Source organism: Nonomuraea sp. NPDC049378, from assembly GCF_055586745.1.
In genome coordinates this window covers 20,161-39,745 of the sequence record NZ_JBVJHP010000002.1, presented here as the reverse complement: position 1 = coordinate 39,745, position 19,585 = coordinate 20,161, and the positions used below count along the sequence as shown (strand labels likewise).

27 protein-coding genes are annotated in these 19,585 nt (G+C 70.2%); 10 read left to right on the top strand and 17 right to left on the bottom strand.

Annotated elements, in window-relative coordinates; translation table 11 throughout:
* The first annotated feature begins 11 nt into the window (after positions 1-11).
* The gene (locus tag ACZ6SA_RS04935; RefSeq protein WP_347650544.1) at positions 12-779 is read left to right on the top strand and encodes an alpha/beta fold hydrolase; all 768 of its coding nucleotides are present in this window, start codon (positions 12-14) and stop codon (positions 777-779) included.
* 4 nt (positions 780-783) lie between these two features.
* On the opposite strand, the gene ACZ6SA_RS04930 is transcribed toward ACZ6SA_RS04935, so the two are convergent.
* The gene (locus tag ACZ6SA_RS04930) at positions 784-945 is read right to left on the bottom strand and encodes a hypothetical protein (protein ID WP_347650543.1); all 162 of its coding nucleotides are present in this window, start codon (positions 943-945) and stop codon (positions 784-786) included.
* Positions 946-990: 45 nt separating this feature from the next.
* Complete coding sequence (locus ACZ6SA_RS04925) at positions 991-2,136, bottom strand: acyl-CoA dehydrogenase family protein (protein WP_347650542.1); 1,146 nt, start codon at positions 2,134-2,136, stop codon at positions 991-993.
* 178 nt (positions 2,137-2,314) lie between these two features.
* On the opposite strand from ACZ6SA_RS04925, the gene ACZ6SA_RS04920 reads away from it, so the two are divergent.
* Both ACZ6SA_RS04920 and ACZ6SA_RS04915 read left to right on the top strand, forming a co-directional pair.
* Positions 2,315-3,679, top strand: a complete 1,365-nt coding sequence (locus ACZ6SA_RS04920) for a hypothetical protein (RefSeq protein ID WP_465826684.1) — start codon at positions 2,315-2,317, stop codon at positions 3,677-3,679.
* Positions 3,676-4,476, top strand: a complete 801-nt coding sequence (locus tag ACZ6SA_RS04915) for a class F sortase (RefSeq protein WP_347650540.1) — start codon at positions 3,676-3,678, stop codon at positions 4,474-4,476. Before ACZ6SA_RS04920 ends, ACZ6SA_RS04915 begins: the two co-directional genes overlap by 4 nt.
* 358 nt (positions 4,477-4,834) lie before the next feature.
* Here ACZ6SA_RS04915 and ACZ6SA_RS04910 read toward each other — a convergent pair whose 3' ends face one another.
* Positions 4,835-5,290: a hypothetical protein gene (locus ACZ6SA_RS04910; RefSeq protein ID WP_465826681.1), complete on the bottom strand. Its 456-nt coding sequence runs from the start codon at positions 5,288-5,290 to the stop codon at positions 4,835-4,837.
* Between the two features lie 137 nt (positions 5,291-5,427).
* Between ACZ6SA_RS04910 and ACZ6SA_RS04905 the strand changes: the two genes are divergently transcribed.
* The 3 genes from ACZ6SA_RS04905 (at position 5,428) to ACZ6SA_RS04895 (ending at position 8,078) form a co-directional block, all read left to right on the top strand.
* The gene (locus tag ACZ6SA_RS04905) at positions 5,428-6,186 is read left to right on the top strand and encodes a class F sortase (RefSeq protein WP_465826680.1); all 759 of its coding nucleotides are present in this window, start codon (positions 5,428-5,430) and stop codon (positions 6,184-6,186) included.
* 24 nt (positions 6,187-6,210) lie between these two features.
* Positions 6,211-6,864, top strand: coding sequence for a hypothetical protein (locus ACZ6SA_RS04900; protein WP_465826678.1), 654 nt, complete (start codon positions 6,211-6,213; stop codon positions 6,862-6,864).
* Between the two features lie 68 nt (positions 6,865-6,932).
* Positions 6,933-8,078, top strand: a complete 1,146-nt coding sequence (locus tag ACZ6SA_RS04895; protein ID WP_465826677.1) for an acetyl-CoA C-acetyltransferase — start codon at positions 6,933-6,935, stop codon at positions 8,076-8,078.
* 85 nt (positions 8,079-8,163) lie between these two features.
* Here the strand turns inward: ACZ6SA_RS04895 and ACZ6SA_RS04890 are convergent, their stop codons facing one another.
* A complete protein-coding gene (locus ACZ6SA_RS04890; RefSeq protein ID WP_347650535.1) occupies positions 8,164-8,286 on the bottom strand; it encodes a hypothetical protein in 123 nt (40 codons plus the stop codon).
* A 316-nt stretch (positions 8,287-8,602) separates the two neighbouring features.
* Between ACZ6SA_RS04890 and ACZ6SA_RS04885 the strand changes: the two genes are divergently transcribed.
* On the top strand, positions 8,603-8,752 hold the full coding sequence (locus ACZ6SA_RS04885) for a hypothetical protein (protein WP_465826676.1): 150 nt from the start codon (positions 8,603-8,605) through the stop codon (positions 8,750-8,752).
* A gap of 300 nt (positions 8,753-9,052) precedes the next feature.
* Positions 9,053-9,175, top strand: a complete 123-nt coding sequence (locus ACZ6SA_RS04880; protein ID WP_465826674.1) for a hypothetical protein — start codon at positions 9,053-9,055, stop codon at positions 9,173-9,175.
* 10 nt (positions 9,176-9,185) lie between these two features.
* Here ACZ6SA_RS04880 and ACZ6SA_RS04875 read toward each other — a convergent pair whose 3' ends face one another.
* From ACZ6SA_RS04875 to ACZ6SA_RS04815, 13 genes are all read right to left on the bottom strand, one after another.
* Positions 9,186-9,503 carry a gas vesicle protein K gene (locus ACZ6SA_RS04875; protein WP_347650534.1) on the bottom strand — a complete coding sequence of 106 codons (318 nt, stop codon included), beginning with the start codon at positions 9,501-9,503 and terminating at the stop codon, positions 9,186-9,188.
* Positions 9,493-9,696: a gas vesicle protein gene (locus tag ACZ6SA_RS04870; RefSeq protein ID WP_347650533.1), complete on the bottom strand. Its 204-nt coding sequence runs from the start codon at positions 9,694-9,696 to the stop codon at positions 9,493-9,495. The genes ACZ6SA_RS04875 and ACZ6SA_RS04870 overlap by 11 nt, the downstream gene beginning before the upstream one ends.
* The gene (locus ACZ6SA_RS04865; protein ID WP_465826673.1) at positions 9,693-10,475 is read right to left on the bottom strand and encodes a GvpL/GvpF family gas vesicle protein; all 783 of its coding nucleotides are present in this window, start codon (positions 10,473-10,475) and stop codon (positions 9,693-9,695) included. The genes ACZ6SA_RS04870 and ACZ6SA_RS04865 overlap by 4 nt, the downstream gene beginning before the upstream one ends.
* Positions 10,465-10,878 (bottom strand): gas vesicle protein GvpJ, encoded by a 414-nt coding sequence (gvpJ, locus tag ACZ6SA_RS04860; RefSeq protein ID WP_443154699.1) that lies wholly within the window; start codon positions 10,876-10,878, stop codon positions 10,465-10,467. Before gvpJ (ACZ6SA_RS04860) ends, ACZ6SA_RS04865 begins: the two co-directional genes overlap by 11 nt.
* Positions 10,875-11,288, bottom strand: a complete 414-nt coding sequence (gene gvpO, locus ACZ6SA_RS04855) for a gas vesicle protein GvpO (protein WP_443154700.1) — start codon at positions 11,286-11,288, stop codon at positions 10,875-10,877. Before gvpO ends, gvpJ (ACZ6SA_RS04860) begins: the two co-directional genes overlap by 4 nt.
* Positions 11,289-11,292: 4 nt before the next feature.
* Entirely contained in the window at positions 11,293-11,535 is a 243-nt protein-coding gene (locus ACZ6SA_RS04850; RefSeq protein ID WP_347616821.1) for a gas vesicle protein GvpG, read from the bottom strand.
* The gene (locus ACZ6SA_RS04845; protein WP_347650530.1) at positions 11,535-12,347 is read right to left on the bottom strand and encodes a GvpL/GvpF family gas vesicle protein; all 813 of its coding nucleotides are present in this window, start codon (positions 12,345-12,347) and stop codon (positions 11,535-11,537) included. Before ACZ6SA_RS04845 ends, ACZ6SA_RS04850 begins: the two co-directional genes overlap by 1 nt.
* A 1-nt stretch (position 12,348) precedes the next feature.
* Positions 12,349-12,756 carry a gas vesicle protein GvpJ gene (gene gvpJ / locus ACZ6SA_RS04840; RefSeq protein ID WP_347650529.1) on the bottom strand — a complete coding sequence of 136 codons (408 nt, stop codon included), beginning with the start codon at positions 12,754-12,756 and terminating at the stop codon, positions 12,349-12,351.
* Positions 12,757-12,791: 35 nt separating this feature from the next.
* A complete protein-coding gene (locus ACZ6SA_RS04835) occupies positions 12,792-13,964 on the bottom strand; it encodes an SRPBCC family protein (RefSeq protein ID WP_465826670.1) in 1,173 nt (390 codons plus the stop codon).
* A 5-nt stretch (positions 13,965-13,969) separates the two neighbouring features.
* Complete coding sequence (locus ACZ6SA_RS04830; RefSeq protein ID WP_465826669.1) at positions 13,970-14,536, bottom strand: hypothetical protein; 567 nt, start codon at positions 14,534-14,536, stop codon at positions 13,970-13,972.
* A gap of 124 nt (positions 14,537-14,660) precedes the next feature.
* Positions 14,661-15,122: an Lrp/AsnC family transcriptional regulator gene (locus ACZ6SA_RS04825; protein ID WP_347650526.1), complete on the bottom strand. Its 462-nt coding sequence runs from the start codon at positions 15,120-15,122 to the stop codon at positions 14,661-14,663.
* 27 nt (positions 15,123-15,149) lie between these two features.
* Positions 15,150-15,827, bottom strand: a complete 678-nt coding sequence (locus tag ACZ6SA_RS04820; RefSeq protein ID WP_465826666.1) for a response regulator — start codon at positions 15,825-15,827, stop codon at positions 15,150-15,152.
* Entirely contained in the window at positions 15,824-16,951 is a 1,128-nt protein-coding gene (locus tag ACZ6SA_RS04815; protein ID WP_465826665.1) for a sensor histidine kinase, read from the bottom strand. The genes ACZ6SA_RS04820 and ACZ6SA_RS04815 overlap by 4 nt, the downstream gene beginning before the upstream one ends.
* A 157-nt stretch (positions 16,952-17,108) precedes the next feature.
* On the opposite strand from ACZ6SA_RS04815, the gene ACZ6SA_RS04810 reads away from it, so the two are divergent.
* A complete protein-coding gene (locus ACZ6SA_RS04810) occupies positions 17,109-17,600 on the top strand; it encodes a hypothetical protein (RefSeq protein ID WP_347650523.1) in 492 nt (163 codons plus the stop codon).
* Between the two features lie 57 nt (positions 17,601-17,657).
* Positions 17,658-19,529, top strand: a complete 1,872-nt coding sequence (locus ACZ6SA_RS04805; protein ID WP_465826663.1) for an acyl-CoA dehydrogenase family protein — start codon at positions 17,658-17,660, stop codon at positions 19,527-19,529.
* Positions 19,530-19,585 lie beyond the last annotated feature (56 nt).

Genomic DNA, 19,585 nt, shown 5'->3' with positions numbered 1-19,585 from the left:
TCACTGGGTGAATGGAGCTGGCCTTCGAACGCCGGGGCGCCGGCGCGCCGCTGATCCTCGTCCACGGCATCGGTCACCACTGGCAGGCGTGGACGCCGGTGATCGACAGGCTGGCCGCCGCCCGCACGGTGATCGCGCTCGACCTGCCCGGCTTCGGCGCCTCGCCGGGACTGCCCGAGGGCATCCCCTACACCGCCGAGTCGCTGGCCGACGCGGTCGAGTCGTTCTGTTCGCTGCTCGGCGTGCGCGAGCCGCACGTGGCGGGCAACTCGCTCGGCGGCTACATCGCGCTCGAGCTGGCCTCGCGCGGCGTCGTACGCACGGCCACCGCGTTGTCGCCGGCGGGTTTCTGGTCGCGTTCCGAGCTGGTCTACTGCCAGTCGGTGCTGCGTGCCCTGCGGGCCTCGGCCAGGGCGATGCCGCAGGGGCAGGTCGTCAGGGCGGCGGAGAACCCGGTGTTGCGGGCCGTGTCGGCCGGGGTGCTGGTCGCCCACCCGTCCCGGCTGTCGCCGACGGCGCTGATCGCGGCCACGCAGGCGCTGGGCAGGGCCGGCGGCTTCGACGAGACGCTCGCGTCGTTCTCCGGGCTGATGCCGCCCGCGCCGCCGAAGTCGCCCATCTCGATCGCGTGGGGCGAGCACGACCGGCTCCTGCTGCGGCGCCAGGCGGTGCGGGCGGCCCGCTGGTCGGGGCAGCGGGTCAAGCTGCTGAAGGGGTGCGGCCACGTGCCGATGAGCGACGACCCCGACCTCGTGGCCCGCGTCATCCTGGAGGCGTAGCGAACTACACCTTGGTCTGGCCCCAGACGAGCAGCATGGCGATGATGAAGACGATCATGACACCGGCGTAGCCGACCGGCCCCATGCGGAACGCCCGGCGCACGCGGTTGAGGCCCCACGCGGCCAGCAGTGCGAGGAAAACCAGGAGGATCAGGCCGCCGTCCATGCCGTCCAGTATGCGGCGTTGGCGGGCTTCCCGCGCGGTGACAGGTCAGAATCCGAAGGACCTGCCGATGATCTCCTTCATGATCTCGGTGGTGCCGCCGTAGATGGTCTGGACCCGGCTGTCCATCCAGGCCTTGGCGACGGGATATTCCGTCATGTATCCGTACCCGCCGTGAAGCTGGAGGCACCGGTCGATGACCTTGGTCTGCACCTCGGTGGTCCACCACTTGGCCTTGGCCGCGTCGACCGCGGTGAGCTGCCCGGCGTTGAGCGCGCGGATGCACCGGTCGACGTAGTGGCGGGCGATCTCCGTCTCGGTGGCCAGCTCCGCGAGGACGAACCTGGTGTTCTGGAACGACCCGATGTTCCGCCCGAACGCCTGCCGGGTCCTGCAGTATTCGATGGTCTGCTCCAGCACGCCCTCCGCCGAGGCCACCGCCGCCACGGCGATCGACAGGCGCTCCTGCGGCAGGTTGTCCATGAGCTGGACGAAGCCCTCGCCGTCGTTCGGCCCGAGTCGGTTGGCGACGGGCACGCGTACGTTGTCGAAGAAGAGCTCGGCCGTGTCCTGGGCCTTCATACCGATCTTGTCCAGGTTGCGTCCGCGCTCGAACCCCTCCATCCCCCGCTCCACGACGACCAGGGTGGTGCCCCGGGCTCCGGCCTCGGGGTCGGTCTTGGCCACCACGACCACCAGGTCGGCGTTGATGCCGTTGGTGATGAACGTCTTCTGGCCGTTGACGACGTAGTGGTCGCCCTCGCGGATGGCCGTGGTCCTGATGCCCTGCAGGTCGCTGCCCGCGCCCGGCTCGCTCATCGCGATGGCGGTGATCAGCTCGCCGCTCACGAAGCCGGGCAGCCACCGCCGCCGCTGCTCGTCGTCGGTCAGATCCACCAGGTACGGCGCCACGACGTCGTTGTGCAGCGAGAAGCCGAGCCCGGTGGCGTTGTTCCGCATGAGCTCCTCGACGATCACCGCGTTGTAGCGGAAGTCCCGGATCCCTGAGCCGCCGTGCTCCTCCGGCACCGAGAAGCCGAACATGCCGAGCTCGCCGGCCTTCTTCCAGACCTCGCGGGGGACCACGCCGTCCTTCTCCCATCGAGCGTGGTGCGGCACGACCTCGCGGGACATGAACGCGCGCACGGTCTCGCGGAAGAGGAGGTGCTCCTCGTCGAAGAGGTCTCGCTGCATCTGTCGCCTCCGGAATAGGGTTCTGTTACTGGGAGGTATACCCCTTTTGTCAGTACGGCGGGAGCCGTGGACACGGGTTCATTACAAGTGGTCGGAGATGGGGGGTTCGGTATGTAGAGCGGGTGTTTTCGACTCTAAGATCTACCGTCGGCGTATTTGTGGCTGATCGGAGTCTCCCGTGAGTCGATGGCGCAAGGCGTTGATCGCCGCATCGGTCGGCGCGGCCGCTTCCACCGCGTTCGTCGTGACCTCCTCCATCCCCGGCCAGGCAGAGACCTCGCTGGTGGCCACCTACCGGTGCGAGGGCGGGATCGCCGGCGCCGGAGTCGACATCGAGGCCACGATCACGCCGCAGATCGAGACCGGCGGGCTGATGAACGTGCGCTGGGGCATCTCGTACAAGGGCAATCCGAGGTTCGGCTCGCCAGGGTTCTTCCCCGCGGGCTCCTCCCTCGACCTCGAAGGCGTCGTGGACATCAGCGGCGCCTGGGTCGGCCAGTTACGGCCGAGGGGCGGCCAGGAGCAGGGCGAGCTGGTGCCGGGCGAGTTCCTCGAACTGCCCGAAGGGCTGTCCGACCAGGGATCCATCGGGCGTTCCGGAACGGTCCGCTTCAAGCCCGGCGCCCTGACCGTCAGGTTCACGCCCGCCGAGGGCGAGGTGATGGTCAACAACAACGCGCCGGACATCACGTACGAGGGTGGCTGGAGGCGGAGGACCACCGCGGAGGAGTTCGACGACCACCTCTACGACCTGCACAGGACCAGAACGCAAGAGGCCAAAGCCAAGCTCGACTTCACCGGCACGAAGGTCGCCTACATCGCCAGGCGCGAGCGCGACCTAGGCAAGATCAGGGTGATTCTCGACGGCAACGTCGTCACCGACCCGCTGGTCGAGCCGGGCAAGGACCGCAGCGGGACGCCGATGACGGGCACCGCGTCGAAGGAGGTCCTTTGGGAGTCGCCGCAGCTCGCCTATGGACCGCACACCCTGGAGATCGTCAACACCGAGGCGAAGGTCGCCTACGTTGACGCGTTCAGGGTGACGGTCAGCGACATCACCGAGCCGCCGGACCACGACCAGGCCACATGCAAGCTTCAGGGTGACCCAGGTGCCATCGACGTCACCGTGCCCGGCCCGACGCAGGACCCGACGGACCCTCCCACGGAGGATCCTGACGAGGACCCGACGGACGACCCGGACGACCCGGATGACGACCCCAGTGACGAGCCGACCGACGAGGACAGTACGCCTCCGGAGGGCGACTCCATCGGCGGCGATCACGTGGCCGTGGTGCCCACGGGTTCCAGTTCGAGCTCGTCCACGCCGAAGAGCAGTACCAGCCCGACCGCGACCCGGTACTACCGGGCGCAGGTGCCCAAGACGCCCAAGGGTGGTGTGGACAGCGGCGAGGCGCCGGCGACCGGCGAAGGGCCGCCCCTCGGGCTCATGACCAGCGGAGCCGTGCTGATGGTGGGAAGCGTCGGTGGCGGTGTGCTGCTGCGCAGGCGCAGGGCCGCGCACGCGGGAGGTGCGCGCCGATGACCGAGGGGACGACGCCGATGCAGCGCGCGCTGCCCGGCCTGCTGATCGCCGGTTCCCTCGGCGGGGTGGGCATCGTCATGGTGACGCTGCTCTCGCTGGCGCCTCCCGTGGACGACGGGTCGGGGCCGCTCGCGGCGCCGGTGGCCGCGCAGGAGACGCCGACGGAGGTCCCGACGAAGACGCCGGTGGGGAACGCGGGCGCGTTCGTGCTGCCGGCCACCGTCGGGCCCGGGGGTAAGGACGTGCCCCTGACGCCGGCCCGCCTGGACGCGCCGCCCCCGCTGGCTGCCGCACCGGTGGTGCCCGCCATCCCGAAGGCCAAGAAGAAGACCACCACCAAGGTACGGCCGACCCGCATCAAGATCCCCAAGATCAAGGTCAACGCCTCGATCCGGTCCGTCACCCTGGACAAGCAGGGCAAACTCGGCACCCCGCCGCTGAGCAAGGCGGGCCTGACCGGTTGGTACCGCCACTCGCCCCTGCCCGGCGAGCTCGGCCCCTCGATCATCAACGGCCACGTGAGCACCCGCCGGGGCCCCGCCGTCTTCGACCGCCTCCGCGAACTGTCCAAGGGCGACCAGATCTACGTGTACCGCTCGGACGGCAAGGTCACCCGCTTCACGGTCAGCGGGATCGAGCAGGCCAGCAAGAACTCGTTCCCGACCAAGCGGGTGTACGGGAACACCACCAACTCCCAGATCCGGCTCATCACGTGTGGCGGGGTCTACAACAAGACGACCCACCACTACACGGACAACATCATCGTGTACGCCACGTTGTCCAAGAAGAAGGGCTGACCGGCCGATTTCCGGGTTTACGGGAAAGTTGACAGGGACAGATCATAAGATCTCAACCTAACCGTGACCAACGGCTGGAATTCTGGCACGACTGTTGATACTGCGCTGAAATGGAGCTGGAAGTGCTGACGTCCAAGGCGCGGCGCCGCCTCGCCCTCAAGACATCCGCTATGGCCGTTCTAGGCGCAGGGATCTTCGGAGCGATACCTGTGATGGCTGCGGTGGCGGCACCGGCTCCCGTGGCTTATACCTGCGGCAGCTCGGCCGTCACTTTCACCATGGAGTTGAAGACGCCCACGACGGCCAGGCCCAGCGCGCCGGTTACGGTGACCTGGGACATTCGCCAGCCGACCTCGGGCTACCTGTCGGCAACGGCCGAGGCCACTCCGACCAGCGTTATGGCGTCGGGCACCGTCAGCCCCAGCGGTTCGCCGATCCCGGCCACTCCAGTGATCGCCAGCGGTTCCGTCGCGCCGGCGACGACGATCAGCGCCAACTCTCCCGTGCCCATCCCGACGATGACCATGGTTGTCACGCCCACCGCCACTGGAACGGTGGCTCTCAAGGGCGGTGGTTTCTCGGTCATGATCAATGGGGCTGAATACAAATGCCAGCCGGGCGCCTCCGGGGGTCCTTCCGTGAACCTGGTCGTCGGCACCGCCACCGGCACCCCGACCAACAGCCCCACGACCACCCCCACGAAGTCGCCGACCCCGACCCCTTCCAGCCCCAGGCCCACGAGGACCAGCACCCACACGGTGACTGTCACGCCGTCGTCGGAGTCCGAGCCCACCAGGAAGTCCCAGACTCCCAAGGCCGGGGCCGATACGGGCGCGGGTGGGACTATGGGGCCTGACGGTCGGTTGTTCATCCTGACCGGCACCGCGATGATAGGAGCGGCCGCCGTCGGTGGCCTGCTCATGCGTCGTCGTTCCATCAGAGGTTGACGGGATGTCCGGCTACTACCCGTACGGTGGCGGCGCTCCCGTACCGCCGCCTGAGGACAAAGGGGGCGCGGCGCTCAGGACCGTGCTGATCGTGGCGGCCATCGCCGGTGTGGTGACCGTGGTGGCCGGGTTGCTGATCGTGTTCAGGTCCCCCGACGAGTACGGCCTGGCCAGCAACCGCGACACCCTGGCCCTGGAGGCGCAGCCCAAGCCGTCGGGGCAGCCCGAGCAGGCGATGTTCCAGGGCGGGCCCGACGTGCCGCCGCCGCTGCCGCAGATCGAGGCGGCCCCGCCCATGTTGCCGTCCACCCCGATGCGGCTGGTGATCAAGCGGCTGGGGGTCAACGCGCCGATCAGGTCGGTGGGCCTGGCCAGGAACGGCACCATCCAGGTTCCGCCGTCGAACAACGCCAACCTGGTCGGGTGGTACCGGAACATGTCGACGCCGGGTGAGGCGGGACCGGCGGTCCTGCTGGGGCACAAGGACACCAAGACGAGCCCTGCGGTGTTCAACCGGCTGCCGGAGCTCAAGCACGGCGACACCATCGAGGTCAGGCGCCAGGACAAGACCACGGCGGTGTTCACGGTCGGCGGCGTGGAGCAGGCCAGCAAGAAGACGTTCCCGACCCAGCGGGTCTACGGCAGCCAGGAGAACGCCCAACTGCACCTGATCACGTGCGGCGGCACCTATGATCGTCGCACCGGGCACTACACCGACAACGTCATCGTCTACGCGACGATGACGAGCTCCTATCGAAGCTGAGCGCGGAGGCTGGGCATGGGCTGGATGGCGAAGCGACGACTGCGTACAGGCCCCACGGCGGTGCTGCCCGCGAAGCTGGATCCGGCGAAGCTGCTGCGCATCGTGCAGCTGGCCGATCCCGGCGCGCGGAAGGACGGCGACGACATCGTGGCGACCGATGTGCGGGTGTGCGCGCCGGTCGAGGCGGCGGCCGAGCTGACGGGCGGCGTGCTGGAGAAGGCGTGGGCGGTGCGGGTGGCGGCCGAGGGCCCGCTGCCGATCGATTTCTTCGACCGCTACCTCGCCGAGGGGCTGGCCTTCCGGTTGAAGGGGCTGGCGGTGTGCCGGGGCGAGGTGAGCGATCCGGCCGACGCGGCGCAGGGCGGTCCCGCCGTCATCCTCCCGGTACGCCCGACGCCCGAGGAGCTGGCCCCGTTCCTGGAGCCGGAGGACGAGGAGTTCGCGTTCACGGCGGGCGACATCAAGGCCGTGCTCGTGCCGCAGAAGGGCGGCCCGCCCGCTGCGGCGGAGCTGTTGCCGTTCGCGACCGAGCTGACGGCGATCGAGTTGCGCGGCGGGGAGCCGGAGAAGCTGGGCGCGCTCGCCCTTGAGCTGTCCGAGGCGCTGAACGGCCTGGCCGTCGACCGGTGGCGGTTCAGGATCGACGCGGCGGAGGACCTCGTACCGCCGGCGGAATGACCCCAGAACGTCGTTCTGTTGTAGTGTGCACCTAGTAACCGAATATTGCTCGGTTTCCAGGAGGCACTGTGGCAGAGGCGTACATCGTCGGGGCGGTCCGCACCCCGGTCGGCAAGAAGAAGGGCGGCCTGTCCACCGTCCATCCCACTGACCTGGCCGCGCACACCCTGAAGGCGCTGATCGAGCGCACCGGCGTCGATCCCGCGGCGGTCGAGGACGTCATCATGGGGTGCGTCATGCAGTTCGGCCCCCAGAGCATGGACATCGCGCGCAACGCCTGGCTGTCGGCGGGCCTGCCGGAGACCACCGCCGGCGTCACCATCGACCGGCAGTGCGGCTCCTCGCAGCAGTCGATCCACTTCGCCGCCCAGGGTGTCCTGTCGGGCACCCAGGACCTGGTCGTGGCGGCCGGTGTCGAGTCGATGAGCATCGTGCCCATGGGCGCCTCGATCACGGCCGCGCTCGAGAAGGGCATGCCGTTCCCGTTCGGCGAGATGTGGGTCGAGCGCTACGGCAAGCAGGAGATCTCGCAGTTCCGCGGCGCGGAGCTGATGTGCGAGAAGTGGGGCTACACGCGCGAGGTCCTGGAGCAGTACGCGTTCGAGTCGCACCAGCGTGCCGCCAAGGCCGTCGCGAACGGCCACTTCAAGGACCAGATCGCCCCCGTGAACGGCGTGGAGGACGACGAGGGCCCGCGGCCCGACACCACCCTGGAGAAGATGGCCGGGCTGAAGACGCTGAAGGAGGGCGGGCAGATCACCGCCGCCACCTCCTCGCAGATCTCCGACGGCTCGGGCGCGGTGCTGATCGCCTCCGAGCAGGCGGTCAGGGAGCACGGCCTGACCCCGCGCGCCCGCATCCACCAGCTCGCGCTCATGGGCGACGACCCGGTCTACATGCTGACCGCGCCGATCCCCGCCACGCAGCGGGCGCTGAAGAAGGCCGGCATGTCCATCGGCGACATCGACGTCGTCGAGATCAACGAGGCGTTCGCGCCGGTGCCGCTGGCGTGGATGCACGAACTCGACGCCGACCCGGCCAGGGTCAACCCCAACGGCGGCGCCATCGCGCTCGGCCACCCGCTGGGCGGCACGGGGGCGATCCTCATGACCAAGCTCCTGCACGAGCTGGAGCGCACGGGCGGGCGCTACGGGCTGCAGACGATGTGCGAGGGCGGCGGCCAGGCCAACGTCACCATCATCGAACGCCTCTGAGCGAAAAGGGCGCGAGCGCCGCCTCCAGGCGTACGGGGGAGGCGGCGCTCGCTCTTCACTACCATCCCTGGTAGTTGTCCTTCGGTCAGCGGCCCTTGGACGGCACGCGCCTCGGCGGCGCGATCGGGCGCTGCGGCATCTTCGGCATCTGCCGCGGCGTGGGCAGCTGCGGCCGGTTCTTCTTCTTGTTGCCTGCGCGAACTCGCATGAGGAAGCTCCTTTACGTAACTCTCGACGCGGCTCGGAGGCCGGTCGGCAAGCTCAGCTGCCGCGTCTGGACGGACTGGCGGTCTTGCTGGCTGAGCACGGGCGCTGAGGCCCGGCGAATCACAGGTAAAGGCGCATGCCGAAGACGCTACGGGTCAGTGAGGAGCCGCGCAACCGATTAATCCGCCCGCCGAACAGCGCGGTGAGTACGTGACGTACTTGACGTACTTGTGGCATGAGCCGGTGGCTGGTCGATCTTCATCCCAGGGCTGCCGGTCGCGGCGGATGGCCGAACCTTCGATGAGGCCGTAACGGAGATGATCGATGCGTTGCGCGAATACGCGGATGACTGGCAGGACCACCTGCTGGATGCGCCGAACCATCGCGAGAACTGGGGGCTTGTGCAGTTGATCAGCCTCAGCGATGATGGCCAGTTGCGTGAATGGCTGGTGGGGAAGGGCCGGTGACCTGGCCTCAACCCACTCGGGAGCACCATGATCGGTTCTGTCAGATCGAGGGCTGGCGTCTCGTACGGAACGCTCGCGGAAGAACGGTGACCCGTCACGTCACCTATGAACTAGATCTTGCCGATGGCCGGATCTTGCGCACGCGGGTTTCCCATCCGGTCGATCGAAGCTCCTACGGCCAGAGCATCTGGCGTCACATCCTCCGTGACCAGGTGCAGGTGGATGAGCCGACGTTCTGGGCCTGCGTCAAACGTGGTGTCGTGCCCCGATCGCGGACAACTCGAGCCGCCCTCGAACGCCTTGCCTGTCGAGGTCGTTCACCTGCTCATCTCCAAGGTGGGTCTGGACGAGGCCGACGTCGCAGCCATGACGAAGGAGGACGCCGTCGCCAGGTTGCAGAAATACTGGGTGGAAGGCGTCTGAGGGTGTCCGGCTAGTCCTTCGGGAGGAGGCTGCCGAGAGGGCCCAGGTCGAGATTGAGGTCCGACGGCTCCAGGTCGAACCGCTCGCAGAGTTCCTCCATGGCCTCCTCCAGCCGCATCAGGGTCATGCCGAGCTGTTCGATCTGCTCGTCGGACAGGTCGCCCTGCTCCATCCTCCGTACGGACTGCCGCTCGACGAGCTGGCGCAGCAGCTCGACCAGCGTGAGCACGAGCCGGGACAGGTCGCGCTCCACCGCCTCCGCGTCGGTGTCGATCCGCAGCCGCGGCTTCCTGGCCTGGCGGGCGGGCTCGGCGGGGTCACTCGTCATCGCGGATCGAGGTGATCAGTGCGTGGATGGAGATGCGTACGAGGTCGATGTCGGCGATCGACAGGACGAGGTCGCCGCTCACCACGACGCCGCCGGCGAGCAGCCGGTCGAGCAGGTCGACCAGCGCCACCCGCTGGGCGGGCAGCCGGCCCTCCTCGGCGAGCATGGCGCCACGAGGCTCCGGATACGTCATGGTTCACCCCCTTCGTCCAGCGCGGCGAACGAGTACGGCGCCCACGGGCCGGTCAGCTCCAGCTCCCCGCCCTCGCCGCGCAACTCGTCCACCGTCCGTACGAACTCCGCGTGCCGCTCCTCGTCGACGAGGTAGGCGCCGTTGAGGATCATCCATTCCTTGCGCCCGGAGAGCTGCGGGTCCTGGGCCCGGTGGCGGCGGCCGGCGACCGCGACGGAGGCCAGCCGGTCGTGGACCCGCTCGGCCCGGGCACTCGCCCGCCGCCACGCCTCCTCCCTGTTGCGCAGCCCCGCCTGGCGCTTGCGCAGGTACGCCGCTCCCGGCCCGGACGCGGCGCCACCACCCTCCTGCGCGGCGGCGGGCTCGGCCTGCTCCGAGGGGTCGGCGTACACCTTCACCCCCCACTCCTGGCGGCCGGTGATGCGGTCGAGCGCGTGGCAGAAGTCGTCGTGCCGGTCCTCCAGCAGGCCGGCGACCTGCTCGTCGCCGCTGTAGACGGTGACCAGCCGCACGGGTACGGCGGGCACCGTCACCGCCACCGCCTCGACCACGTGGTGGTGCGCCCTGGCGGTCGCGTCGAGCCAGTCCAGGTCCTCCATGGACCGCTGCAGCGGCTCCTCCCCGAAGTCGGCCAGCGGCACGGTGCTCACGTACGCGACCAGCCCGGAACGGTTGATCGCCCGCACCGGCGTCCCCGCCACCCCCGCCAGGCCTTCGGGGGAGGGGGCGCCGGAGTCGCGCGCGACCACGTACAGGTACGTGCCTGCGTCACCCGTCATCTCTTCTCCTTCCGGCGCCACGCCGCCGCGGCTCGACGTCTTCCTCCTCCTCGACGTGGCCCTCGATGGCGGGCGGGGCGGAGCGGCCATCCTCCAGGGCGGCGAGCCTCCGGCGCAGCCGGCGGTTCTCCTCCTCCAGGCCGCGGTCCTTCCCGGTCAGCCACGGGTCGTGCTCCCACCAGTCGATGCCCATCTCCTTGGCGGTGTCGACCGAGGCGACGACCAGCCGCAGCTTGATCGTCAGCAGTTCGATGTCGAGCAGGTTGACCCGGATGTCGCCCGCGATGATCACGCCTCTGTCGAGCACCCGCTCCAGGATGTCGCCCAGGTTGGCCGGCTCCCGCCCGCTGCCCGTCGAGGACGGGTAGGCGCGGCCCGCCGGGCGGGCCGGCTCCATCATCATCCGCCCTCCCCCTGGTCGCCGCTGGCCCGCCGGTAGCGGCGCAACCTCCGGTACGACTGGAGCTCGCCGTCCGCGTCCAGCTCGGCCTGGTAGAGCGCCAGCACGTCGCCCGAGGACGGGATGCGGCGGTCCTCCACGACTTCGACGCCCACCACCCAGCCGTCTCCCTCCGGCTTGACCAGCGTGATCCCCTCGGACTCCCGGCCGGTCAGCTCGACGATGTGGCGCAGCCCAGCCGCGCCTGCGCTGGACGCCGACAGGCTCCTCGCACGGGAGCGGGACCGCGGCTCCTCGTCGTGCGCGGCCTCCCCGTCCGGCTCCTCGTCGGCCTGCTGCTCCTCCACGGCCTCCTCGGGCTCGGCGTCCTGCTCGGCAGGGCGTCGTGCGCGGACCCTTCGCTGGGCGGGCACACGATCACCTCCTTCCTTCCCCGGGCGGGCCGGTCAGCCTGGCGAGGATCTCCTCCATGGCCTGGGCGGCCTCGTCCTCCGACATGCGGCCCTCGTTCCTGGCCTCCTCGATCGCTTCCAGCTCCCGCCGCACCACCGCCGGATCGTGCAGCTCCCGGTCGACCTGCTCCTGGATCAGCTCACCCAGCCTGATCACGCCACGTACGGGCGCGAGCGGCCAGGTGAACAACGAGCTGATCAGCCCCATCAGCCGCCACCGGAGCCCTGCGCCACGATGAAGTCGTACGCGGCCAGCGGCCCGAGCAGGCGCAGCTCGACCCTGCCCGACCAGCGCTCCTCGATCTGGCCCAGCGCCTGTTCCAGCTCGCCCTCGCGCGACGTCTCGACGAGGACCGCGAGGTGCACGGCGTCCAGCTCGTGGCTGGGGTCGCGCAGCGAGGTGAGCGTGGCGACCGGGGTGACCGCGTCGAGCACCTCCTGCGTGTCGGCCTCCCGCTTCGCGTTGATGGCCTGGTCGACGATCTCGCCGATCTGGATGCGCGCGTCCCTGGTCGCCTCCTCGGGCTGGTCCTTGATCTGCGTACGCAGCTCGGCCAGCTGAGGGTGCTCCTCCATGATCTCGGTGAGCACGGCCCGCTCGACGTAGCGGCCCTTGACGACGTACTGGGCCCGGCCCTCCAGCTCGTCGAGCGCCGCGTGGAACTCGTCGTGGTGCGGCGCGAGCAGCTCCTCCACGACCGCCTCCGGGTTCGTCACGACCGCGCCGAAGCGTACGGGCAGCACCGGCACCTCGGCGGCGGTGGCGTCCAGCAGTCCCTCGTGGGCCATGAGATCGTCGGGCGTGCCCAGCGGCCGGTCCAGCCGCAGCTCGCTGACCAGCGCGGCGATGTCGCCATGCCGGACCACCGTCACCTTCGCCGACGGGTCGCCGACGCCACCGCCGGCGTCGTCGGACACCTCGACGTCAGCCGGGACGATGCCGTAGACGTACGTGCCGACGCGGGTCTCAGGCTCCGCCCCGTCTTTCTTGTGCCGTTCGGTCGCCTCGGAGGTCGACATGTCAGTCACCACCCTTCCGCCGCCGGGAGGGCTGCCGTTCCTGATCGTCCGCCGAATCGCCGACCAGGCCGCCCAGCTTGTCGGCGGCGGATTCGAGCACTCCCTGGACCGCGTCCTTGCCCTTGTCGGCGACCATGCCCTGCTTCATGTTCTGCATGAGCTCGGGCAGTCCCTGGCCGCCGGACTCCGACAGGTCCAGCCGGTTCACCGCCTCGGCGTAGCGCAGGTAGGTGTCGACGCTGGCGACGACGATTCGCGCGTCGATGGTCAACAACTCGATGCCGACAAGCGAGACCCTGACGTAGGCGTCGATGACCAGCCCTTTGTCCAGGATGCTGTCGATCACGTCGGCCAGGCCTGTCGCGGTGGGGCGTTGCGCCACACCACCTGAGGCCGGCTGCACAGTCATAGTGCCCTCCTCATGATCCGCGGATGGGGGACGGCTCAGCCGCCGCTGCGGCTCGCCGTCCTGCGGCGTACCGGAGCCCGCCGGGCGCGGGGGCGCGCCTCTTCCTCGGGCTCCTCTTCGGGCTCTTCCTCGGGTTCCTCTTCCTCTTCTTCTTCCTCCTCGTACTCGTCCTCGGCTTCGCCGCCCTTCTCAGGCTTCTCGGGCTCCTCTTCCTCCTCCTCGTACTCGTCCTCGGGCTCGCCCTCCTCCGGCTCCTCCTCTTCCTCCTGCTCGCCGGCGGACTCCTGCTCCTCCTGGACGGCCGTGTCGTGGTCCTTGACCACCTCGCTGTCGCGGATCTCGCCGCGCCAGCCGCCCTCGGCGATCTCGTCCGGGTGCAGCATGACCTGGCTCATGACATGCCGGGCGAAGTGCTTGAGCTCCAGCCGTACGCGGCGGCCCTGGGCCCGCCAGAGGTTGCCGGTGCCCTCGAAGAAGCCCCTGGGGTGGTATTCGAGGGTGACCATGATCCTGGTGAGGTCGGGGGTGAGCTCGTGGAAGCTCACCGCGCCGTCGACGTACCCCTTCGCGCCCTCCGAACGCCAGATGACGCGCTCGTCCGGCACCTGTTCGCGGATCGTGGACTTCCACTCGCGGTGCGACCAGAAGATCTGCGCCTTCCAGGTGAGCTTCTCGTCGGCCTCCTGGTTGACCGCCTCGACCTTCTTCATGAAGCTCGGGAAGTCCTGGAACTGCGTCCACTGGTTGTAGACGATCCGGATCGGGGCGCCGACGTCGATGGTCTCGACGATGTTGGTGACCTTGAGCTTCTGGCCGCCCCCGCCCTTGCCGCCCAGCTTGCCGACCAGGCCTTTGAAGGCGCCCTTGGCCGCGCCGGCCACGGCCGAACCGCCGACGGACTTGTCGGAGCCGGTGACCGCGCCGAGCAGATTGCCGCCGCCGCCCTCCGCGAAGTCGGACAGCCGTCCGGTCACGCCCTCGACCTTGTTCGTCACGGACGACAGCGCGTAGTGCGTCGCGGCCTGGCCGAGCTTGCGCAGCCCGGACTTGATCGGGTTGCCTCCACCGGGCACCTGCTCGCCTGCCTGCTTCGCCGTCTTGCCGGCCGTCTCCGCCGCCCTGCCAGAGCCCTCGCGTACGGCCTTGCCCGCCTTGCCTGCCTGGCCTGCGGCTTTGCGGAGCGGCTGGGCCTTCGTCGCCTCGGTCATCGCGCTCACCCCGCCGATCTCGTCACGGGCGCGGGACGCTTGCGACCTGTGCCCGGCTTACGGGCCCGCGTGCCCTTGGCCAGCGCGCCCTGCTGGGGACGGGCCCTGCGGGCGCGGGGCGGCTCGGGCTCCTCCTCCGGCACGGAGGTCTCCTGCTCGGGTTCGGAAGCCTCGTCCGCGGGTTCGGCGGCCTCTTCGTCGTCCTCGTACTCGTCTTCCTCGTCTTCGGCGTGCTCGTCCCGGGGCTCTTCCTCGGCCTGGTCGCCGCTCTGGAAGGATTCGGTCCGCTCCTGGAGCTTCTCGGTGAGGGAGTTGATCTGCCGGGTGGCGGCGGCCATGACGGCCGCCTTGCCGACGTCCATGAACTGGCCGCGCAGGCGGTTGGTCAGCTCGTCGATCTCCGGCGAGGACCCAAGGATCTTGCCTCCCTGCGCCAGCAGCCCGCCGTCGCCCTTGCGGTATTTGCCGGCGACGCTCGCCGCGGCGAGCATGGCGGCCGTGCGCAGCTTGTGACGCCGGCCGAGGTAGTAGCCCGCGGCGAGAGCCAACGCCACTCTGGCCTTATCACTCATGGCATGCGCTCCTCTGTCCTCTCGGGGTGACCGGTACGTGGCCGGACGGTCCCCCCGTGCCCGAGAGGGGGATAAGGAAACACATATCCATATAAAACGGGCATTTTCCAGAATTAGGTCGGGTTTACGGTGGAGGCAGCGGCGTCGGAATGGTCTTCTGCACCTGCTGGTACACCACCGACGTGCGAAACCCGACGATCTCCTTGCGCTTGCTCAGCCTGTCCAGCAGGAACGCGTGCAGGTGGTCCAGGTCCTGCACGGCCACGTGCAGCAGGAAGTCATCGCCCCCCGCCAGCACGAACACGCTGAGCACCTCCGGCATGCCGGCCGCCGACGTCTTGAACTCCTCGATCACCGCCCTGCTCAACGGCCGCACCTGCACCGACACCATGGCCTGGACGCCGCGGTTGAGCGCCGCCGGGTCGATGTCGGCGTGGTAGCCGCGGATGACGCCGCGGCGGGTGAGCGCCCTGACCCTCTCCAGGCACGTCGAGGGCGCGACGCCGAGCCGGCGCGCCAGCTCCCTGTTGGACTGCCGCGCGTCAGTCTGCAGCAGCCGTACGATCGCCGAGTCGAGTTCGTCCATGACCCTGATGGTTCCACCGCCGCAACCTCAGCGCCCGCCCTCCGCCCGCCGCCCCGGGGTGACCAGGCCCGACTCGTAGGCGTACACGACGAGCTGGGCGCGGTCGCGGGCGCCGAGTTTCGTCATGGCCCTGCTGACGTGGGTCTTGGCGGTGAGGTGGCTGATCGTCAGGTGTTCGGCGATCTCCTCGTTGGACAGGCCGGCGGCGACCAGCGTCATGATCTCGCGCTCCCGGGCGGTGAGCGCGTCCAGCGCGGGCGGCGCGACCGGTCGCGGCGGCGTGGCGACGAACTGCTCGATCAGCCCGCGCGTCACGGCCGGGGCGAGCAGCGCGTCGCCCCTGGCGGCCACCCTGACGGCCTGGATGAGCTCGGCGGGCTCGATGTCCTTGACCAGGAAGCCGCCGGCTCCCGCGCGCAGCGCCGCGAAGACGTACTCGTCGAGCGCGTAGTTGGTGAGCATCACCACGTGAACGGCCGCGAGCGCGGGGTCGGCGGCGATCCGCCGGGTCGCCGCGATGCCGTCGAGCAGCGGCATCCTGATGTCGATCAGCGCCACGTCGGGCAGCTCCGCACGGGCCAGCTCGACCGCCCGCGCCCCGTCGCCGGCCTCGGCGACCACCGAGATGTCGGGCTCGGCGTCGAGCATCGCCTTGAACCCGCCCCTGATCAGCGGCTGGTCATCGGCGAGCAGCACGCGGATCATGCCGGACCCGCCAGCGGCAGCTCGGTCTCGACCCGGAACCCGCCGCCCGGCCTGGGGCCCGCCGACAGGGAGCCTCCCGCCGCCACCGCGCGTTCCCGCATGCCGATCAGCCCCATCCCGTGCCCCGGCCTCCCGTCCACCGGCTCCCCGTCGTCCGTCACCCGGAGCGTGACCGTGCCCCCGCCATATTCGGCGATCACGCGGGTGGCGGGCGTGCCCGCGTGCTTGAGCACGTTGGTGAGGGCCTCCTGCACGATGCGGTACGCGGCCAGGTCGGCCCCCTCGGCCGGCGGCCTGGGCTCGCCCAGCACCTCGTACGTGACCGGCAGCCCGGCCCGCCGCGCCCGTTCGACCAGCGCCGGCAGCCTGGCCAGCCCCGGATCGCCTCCGTCGTCGACCCGGCGCAGCACCCCCAGCGTGGCGCGCAGCTCCCGCATGGCGTCCTGGCTCGACGCCCTGATCGCCGCCAGCGCGTCGCCCGCCGGCGCCGGGTCACCCTGGGCGAGCAGGTGCGCGGCGGCCCCTGCCTGGACGTTGATGACGGAGATGGTGTGCGTGAGCGTGTCGTGCAGCTCCTGCGCGATCCACAACCGTTCCTCGCCGGCCCTGCGCAGCGCCGCCTCCTCCCGGGTCCGCTCCGCCTCGGCCGCGCGGAGCTCGACCTCGCGCAGGTAGGCCCGATGGGTCGCCACCATCTGCCCGATGACGACGACCGCGGCCAGGAACCCGGCGGTCCACCACACGCCGTCGAACACCGCGTAGGCGCCGTGCGGCACCGCGACGGCGAGGTAGAGAGCCGCGTCGAAGGCCACCGCCACGACCACGCCCTCCGGCAGGCGGCCGAGCGCGACCACGGTGTAGACGGCCAGCAGCACGGGCGCGGCGGCGAAGATGCCCGGATAGAGCAGCGCGTAGTAGGCCACGCAGGCCGCCGCCGAGGCCACGGCCACGGTGACCGGACGCGCCCGCCGCCAGGCCAGGGGCAGCGCGGCGGCCAGCAGCAGCGCGCAGCCCAGCACGTCGAGCGCGCGCTGCTCGCCGGTCCTGGCCACGGCCAGGCTGCCCGCGACGAGCCCGGCGGCCAGGGCAGCGGCGACGGCCGCGTCCGTCGTCCACCTGGTCATCCCGTCACGCTAGCCGAGCCGCGCGCCGCCGGCGGCCCGGCGTACTTCCCTCGCAGTACGCGAGCGCCGCCGCCGGCGCGAAGCCTTCCCCGGCAGTACGCGCGACGCCTTCGCCGGCAGGACGATTTCCCCGCCGCGCGTCGCCAGCGTTGACGGCATGACGAGAGACGTTCCCACACCCTGGACGCGCCGCCTGCAGATCCTCACCGCCGCGGCGTCGGCCGTCTTCACCGCGGGCACCGCGCTGCAGAACTTCCTGATCATCAATCTGGAGATGATCGAGCACAGCATGCGCCTGGCCGGGCTGAGCCCCGCCGAGGCGGCCGCCGCGGCTCCCGGCCTGCTGGCGTTCCTGCGCGGCGTGGGGGTCGCGTTCATCGCCGGCAACGCGCTGGGCCTGCTGGCGCCGCGCGGCTGGACCTGGGTGTTCTGGGTCGTGCTCGCGGTGAACCTGGGGCAGGCCGCGGGGCCGTTCGGGATGATCCCGCCGGAGGTCTATCAGGCCAGCCTGGACCTGTACGGCCCGGCGGGCATCCTGCCGACGGCGGTCACCGACGGCGGGGCGGCGATTCTGGCGATCGTGCTGCTGATCTCCCTGGCGGTGTTCCGCCGCCCATGGGCGCGTTCGTCGTACGAGAAGGCGCGATAGACGCCGGCAGGCCGGGCAGTACTCCTACCACAGGACGGCCCAACGCCGGGAGGTTCCATGACCGAGCACGCCAAGTACGCGGAGTCCAGAGAGGTCGGCGAGCAGGCGCGCGAGACGGAGTGGACGCGGCCCAGCTTCGCCAAGCAGCTCTTCCTCGGAGACTTTCGGCTGGACCTGGTGCATCCGGTTCCCTCGCTGCCCGGCGACGCGACCCGGCGGGGCGAGGAGTTCGTCCGGGCCATGCGCCGCTTCCTGGACGCGGAGGTCGACCCCGCGCTCATCGAGCGGACCGCGCAGGTGCCCGACGAGGTGGTCAAAGGGCTGGCACAACTCGGCGCGTTCGGGATGACGATCGGCAAGGAGTACGGCGGGCTCGGGCTGCCGTACCTGTACTACTGCCGCACGCTCATGCTCGTCGGCTCGTACTGCCCCGCGCTGGCCACGCTGCTGTCGGCGCACCAGTCGATCGGGGTGCCGCAGCCGCTCAAGCTGTTCGGCACCGAGGAGCAGAAGCGCGAGTTCCTGCCGAGGTGCGCGAGGGGGGAGATCTCGGCGTTCCTGCTGACCGAGCCCGACGTCGGCTCCGACCCGGCCCGCCTGTCGACCACGGCCGTGCGTGACGGCGACGACTACGTGCTCGACGGCGTCAAGCTGTGGACGACGAACGGCGTCGTCGCCGACCTCCTCGTGGTCATGGCGAGGACCGGCAAGAAGATCAGCGCGTTCGTGGTCGAGGCCGACTCGCCGGGCATCACGGTCCGGCGGCGCAACGGCTTCATGGGCCTGCGCGGCATCGAGAACGGTGTCACCGAGTTCTCCCAGGTCAGGGTGCCGGCGAAGAATCTGATCGGCAAGGAGGGGCAGGGCCTCAAGATCGCCCTCACCACGCTGAACACCGGCCGGCTGTCGTTGCCCGCGACGTGCGCGGGCAACACCAAGTGGGCCGTCAAGATCGCCCGCGAGTGGGGCAACGAGCGTGTGCAGTGGGGGCGCGAGGTCGGCAGGCACGAGGCGGTGGCCACGAAGATCGCCTTCATCGCGGCAACCGCGTACGCGCTCGAAGCCGTCTGCGAGCTCACCAGCCGCATGGCCGACGACCAGCGCAACGACATCAGGATCGAGGCGGCGCTGGCCAAGCTGTTCGCCTCCGAGCTGTCGTACCAGGCGCTGGACGAGCTGGTCCAGATGAGGGGCGGGCGCGGCTACGAGACCGCCGAGTCGCTGGCCGCCCGCGGCGAGCGCGGGGTGCCCGCCGAGCAGATGTTGCGCGACTCCCGGATCAACCGCATCTTCGAGGGCTCGTCGGAGATCATGCACCTGATGATCACGCGGGAGGCGGTGGACGCCCACCTGTCGGCCGCCGGCGAGCTGATCAACCCTGACGCCTCCCGCCAGGAGCGTGCACAGGCCGTGCGCCGGGCCGGCCGCTTCTACGCCACGTGGCTGCCGACGCTGGTGGCGGGCACCGGCAACCTGCCCACCGCGTACGCCGGCTTCGGCCCGCTCTCCGCGCACCTGCGCTTCGTGGAGCGGACCAGCAGGAAGCTGGCCCGGTCCACCTTCTACGGCATGTCCCGCTGGCAGGGCGGGCTGGAGCACAAGCAGGCCTTCCTCGGCCGGATCGTGGACATCGGGGCCGAGCTGTACGCCATGACGGCCGCCTGCGTCAAGGCGGAAGAGGACTCCAAGGACCTGGGGCAGCGCCCCTACGAGCTCGCCGACACCTTCTGCCACCAGGCGCGGCACCGCGTCGCCGCGCTGTTCGAGCGGCTCTGGGACAACAGCGACCACCAGGACGTGCGGCTGGCCGGATACGTGCTCGACGGCCGCTACGACTTCCTGGAGGAGGGCGTGCTCGACCCGTCCATCGAGGGGCCGTGGATCGGCGCGCCGGAGGGTGGGGAGAACGTACGGAGAAGAATCCTCTGACACCCGGTCTAGACCGGATGTGAGCTTTCTCAGGTCTGAGTGTTGCCGAACTGATA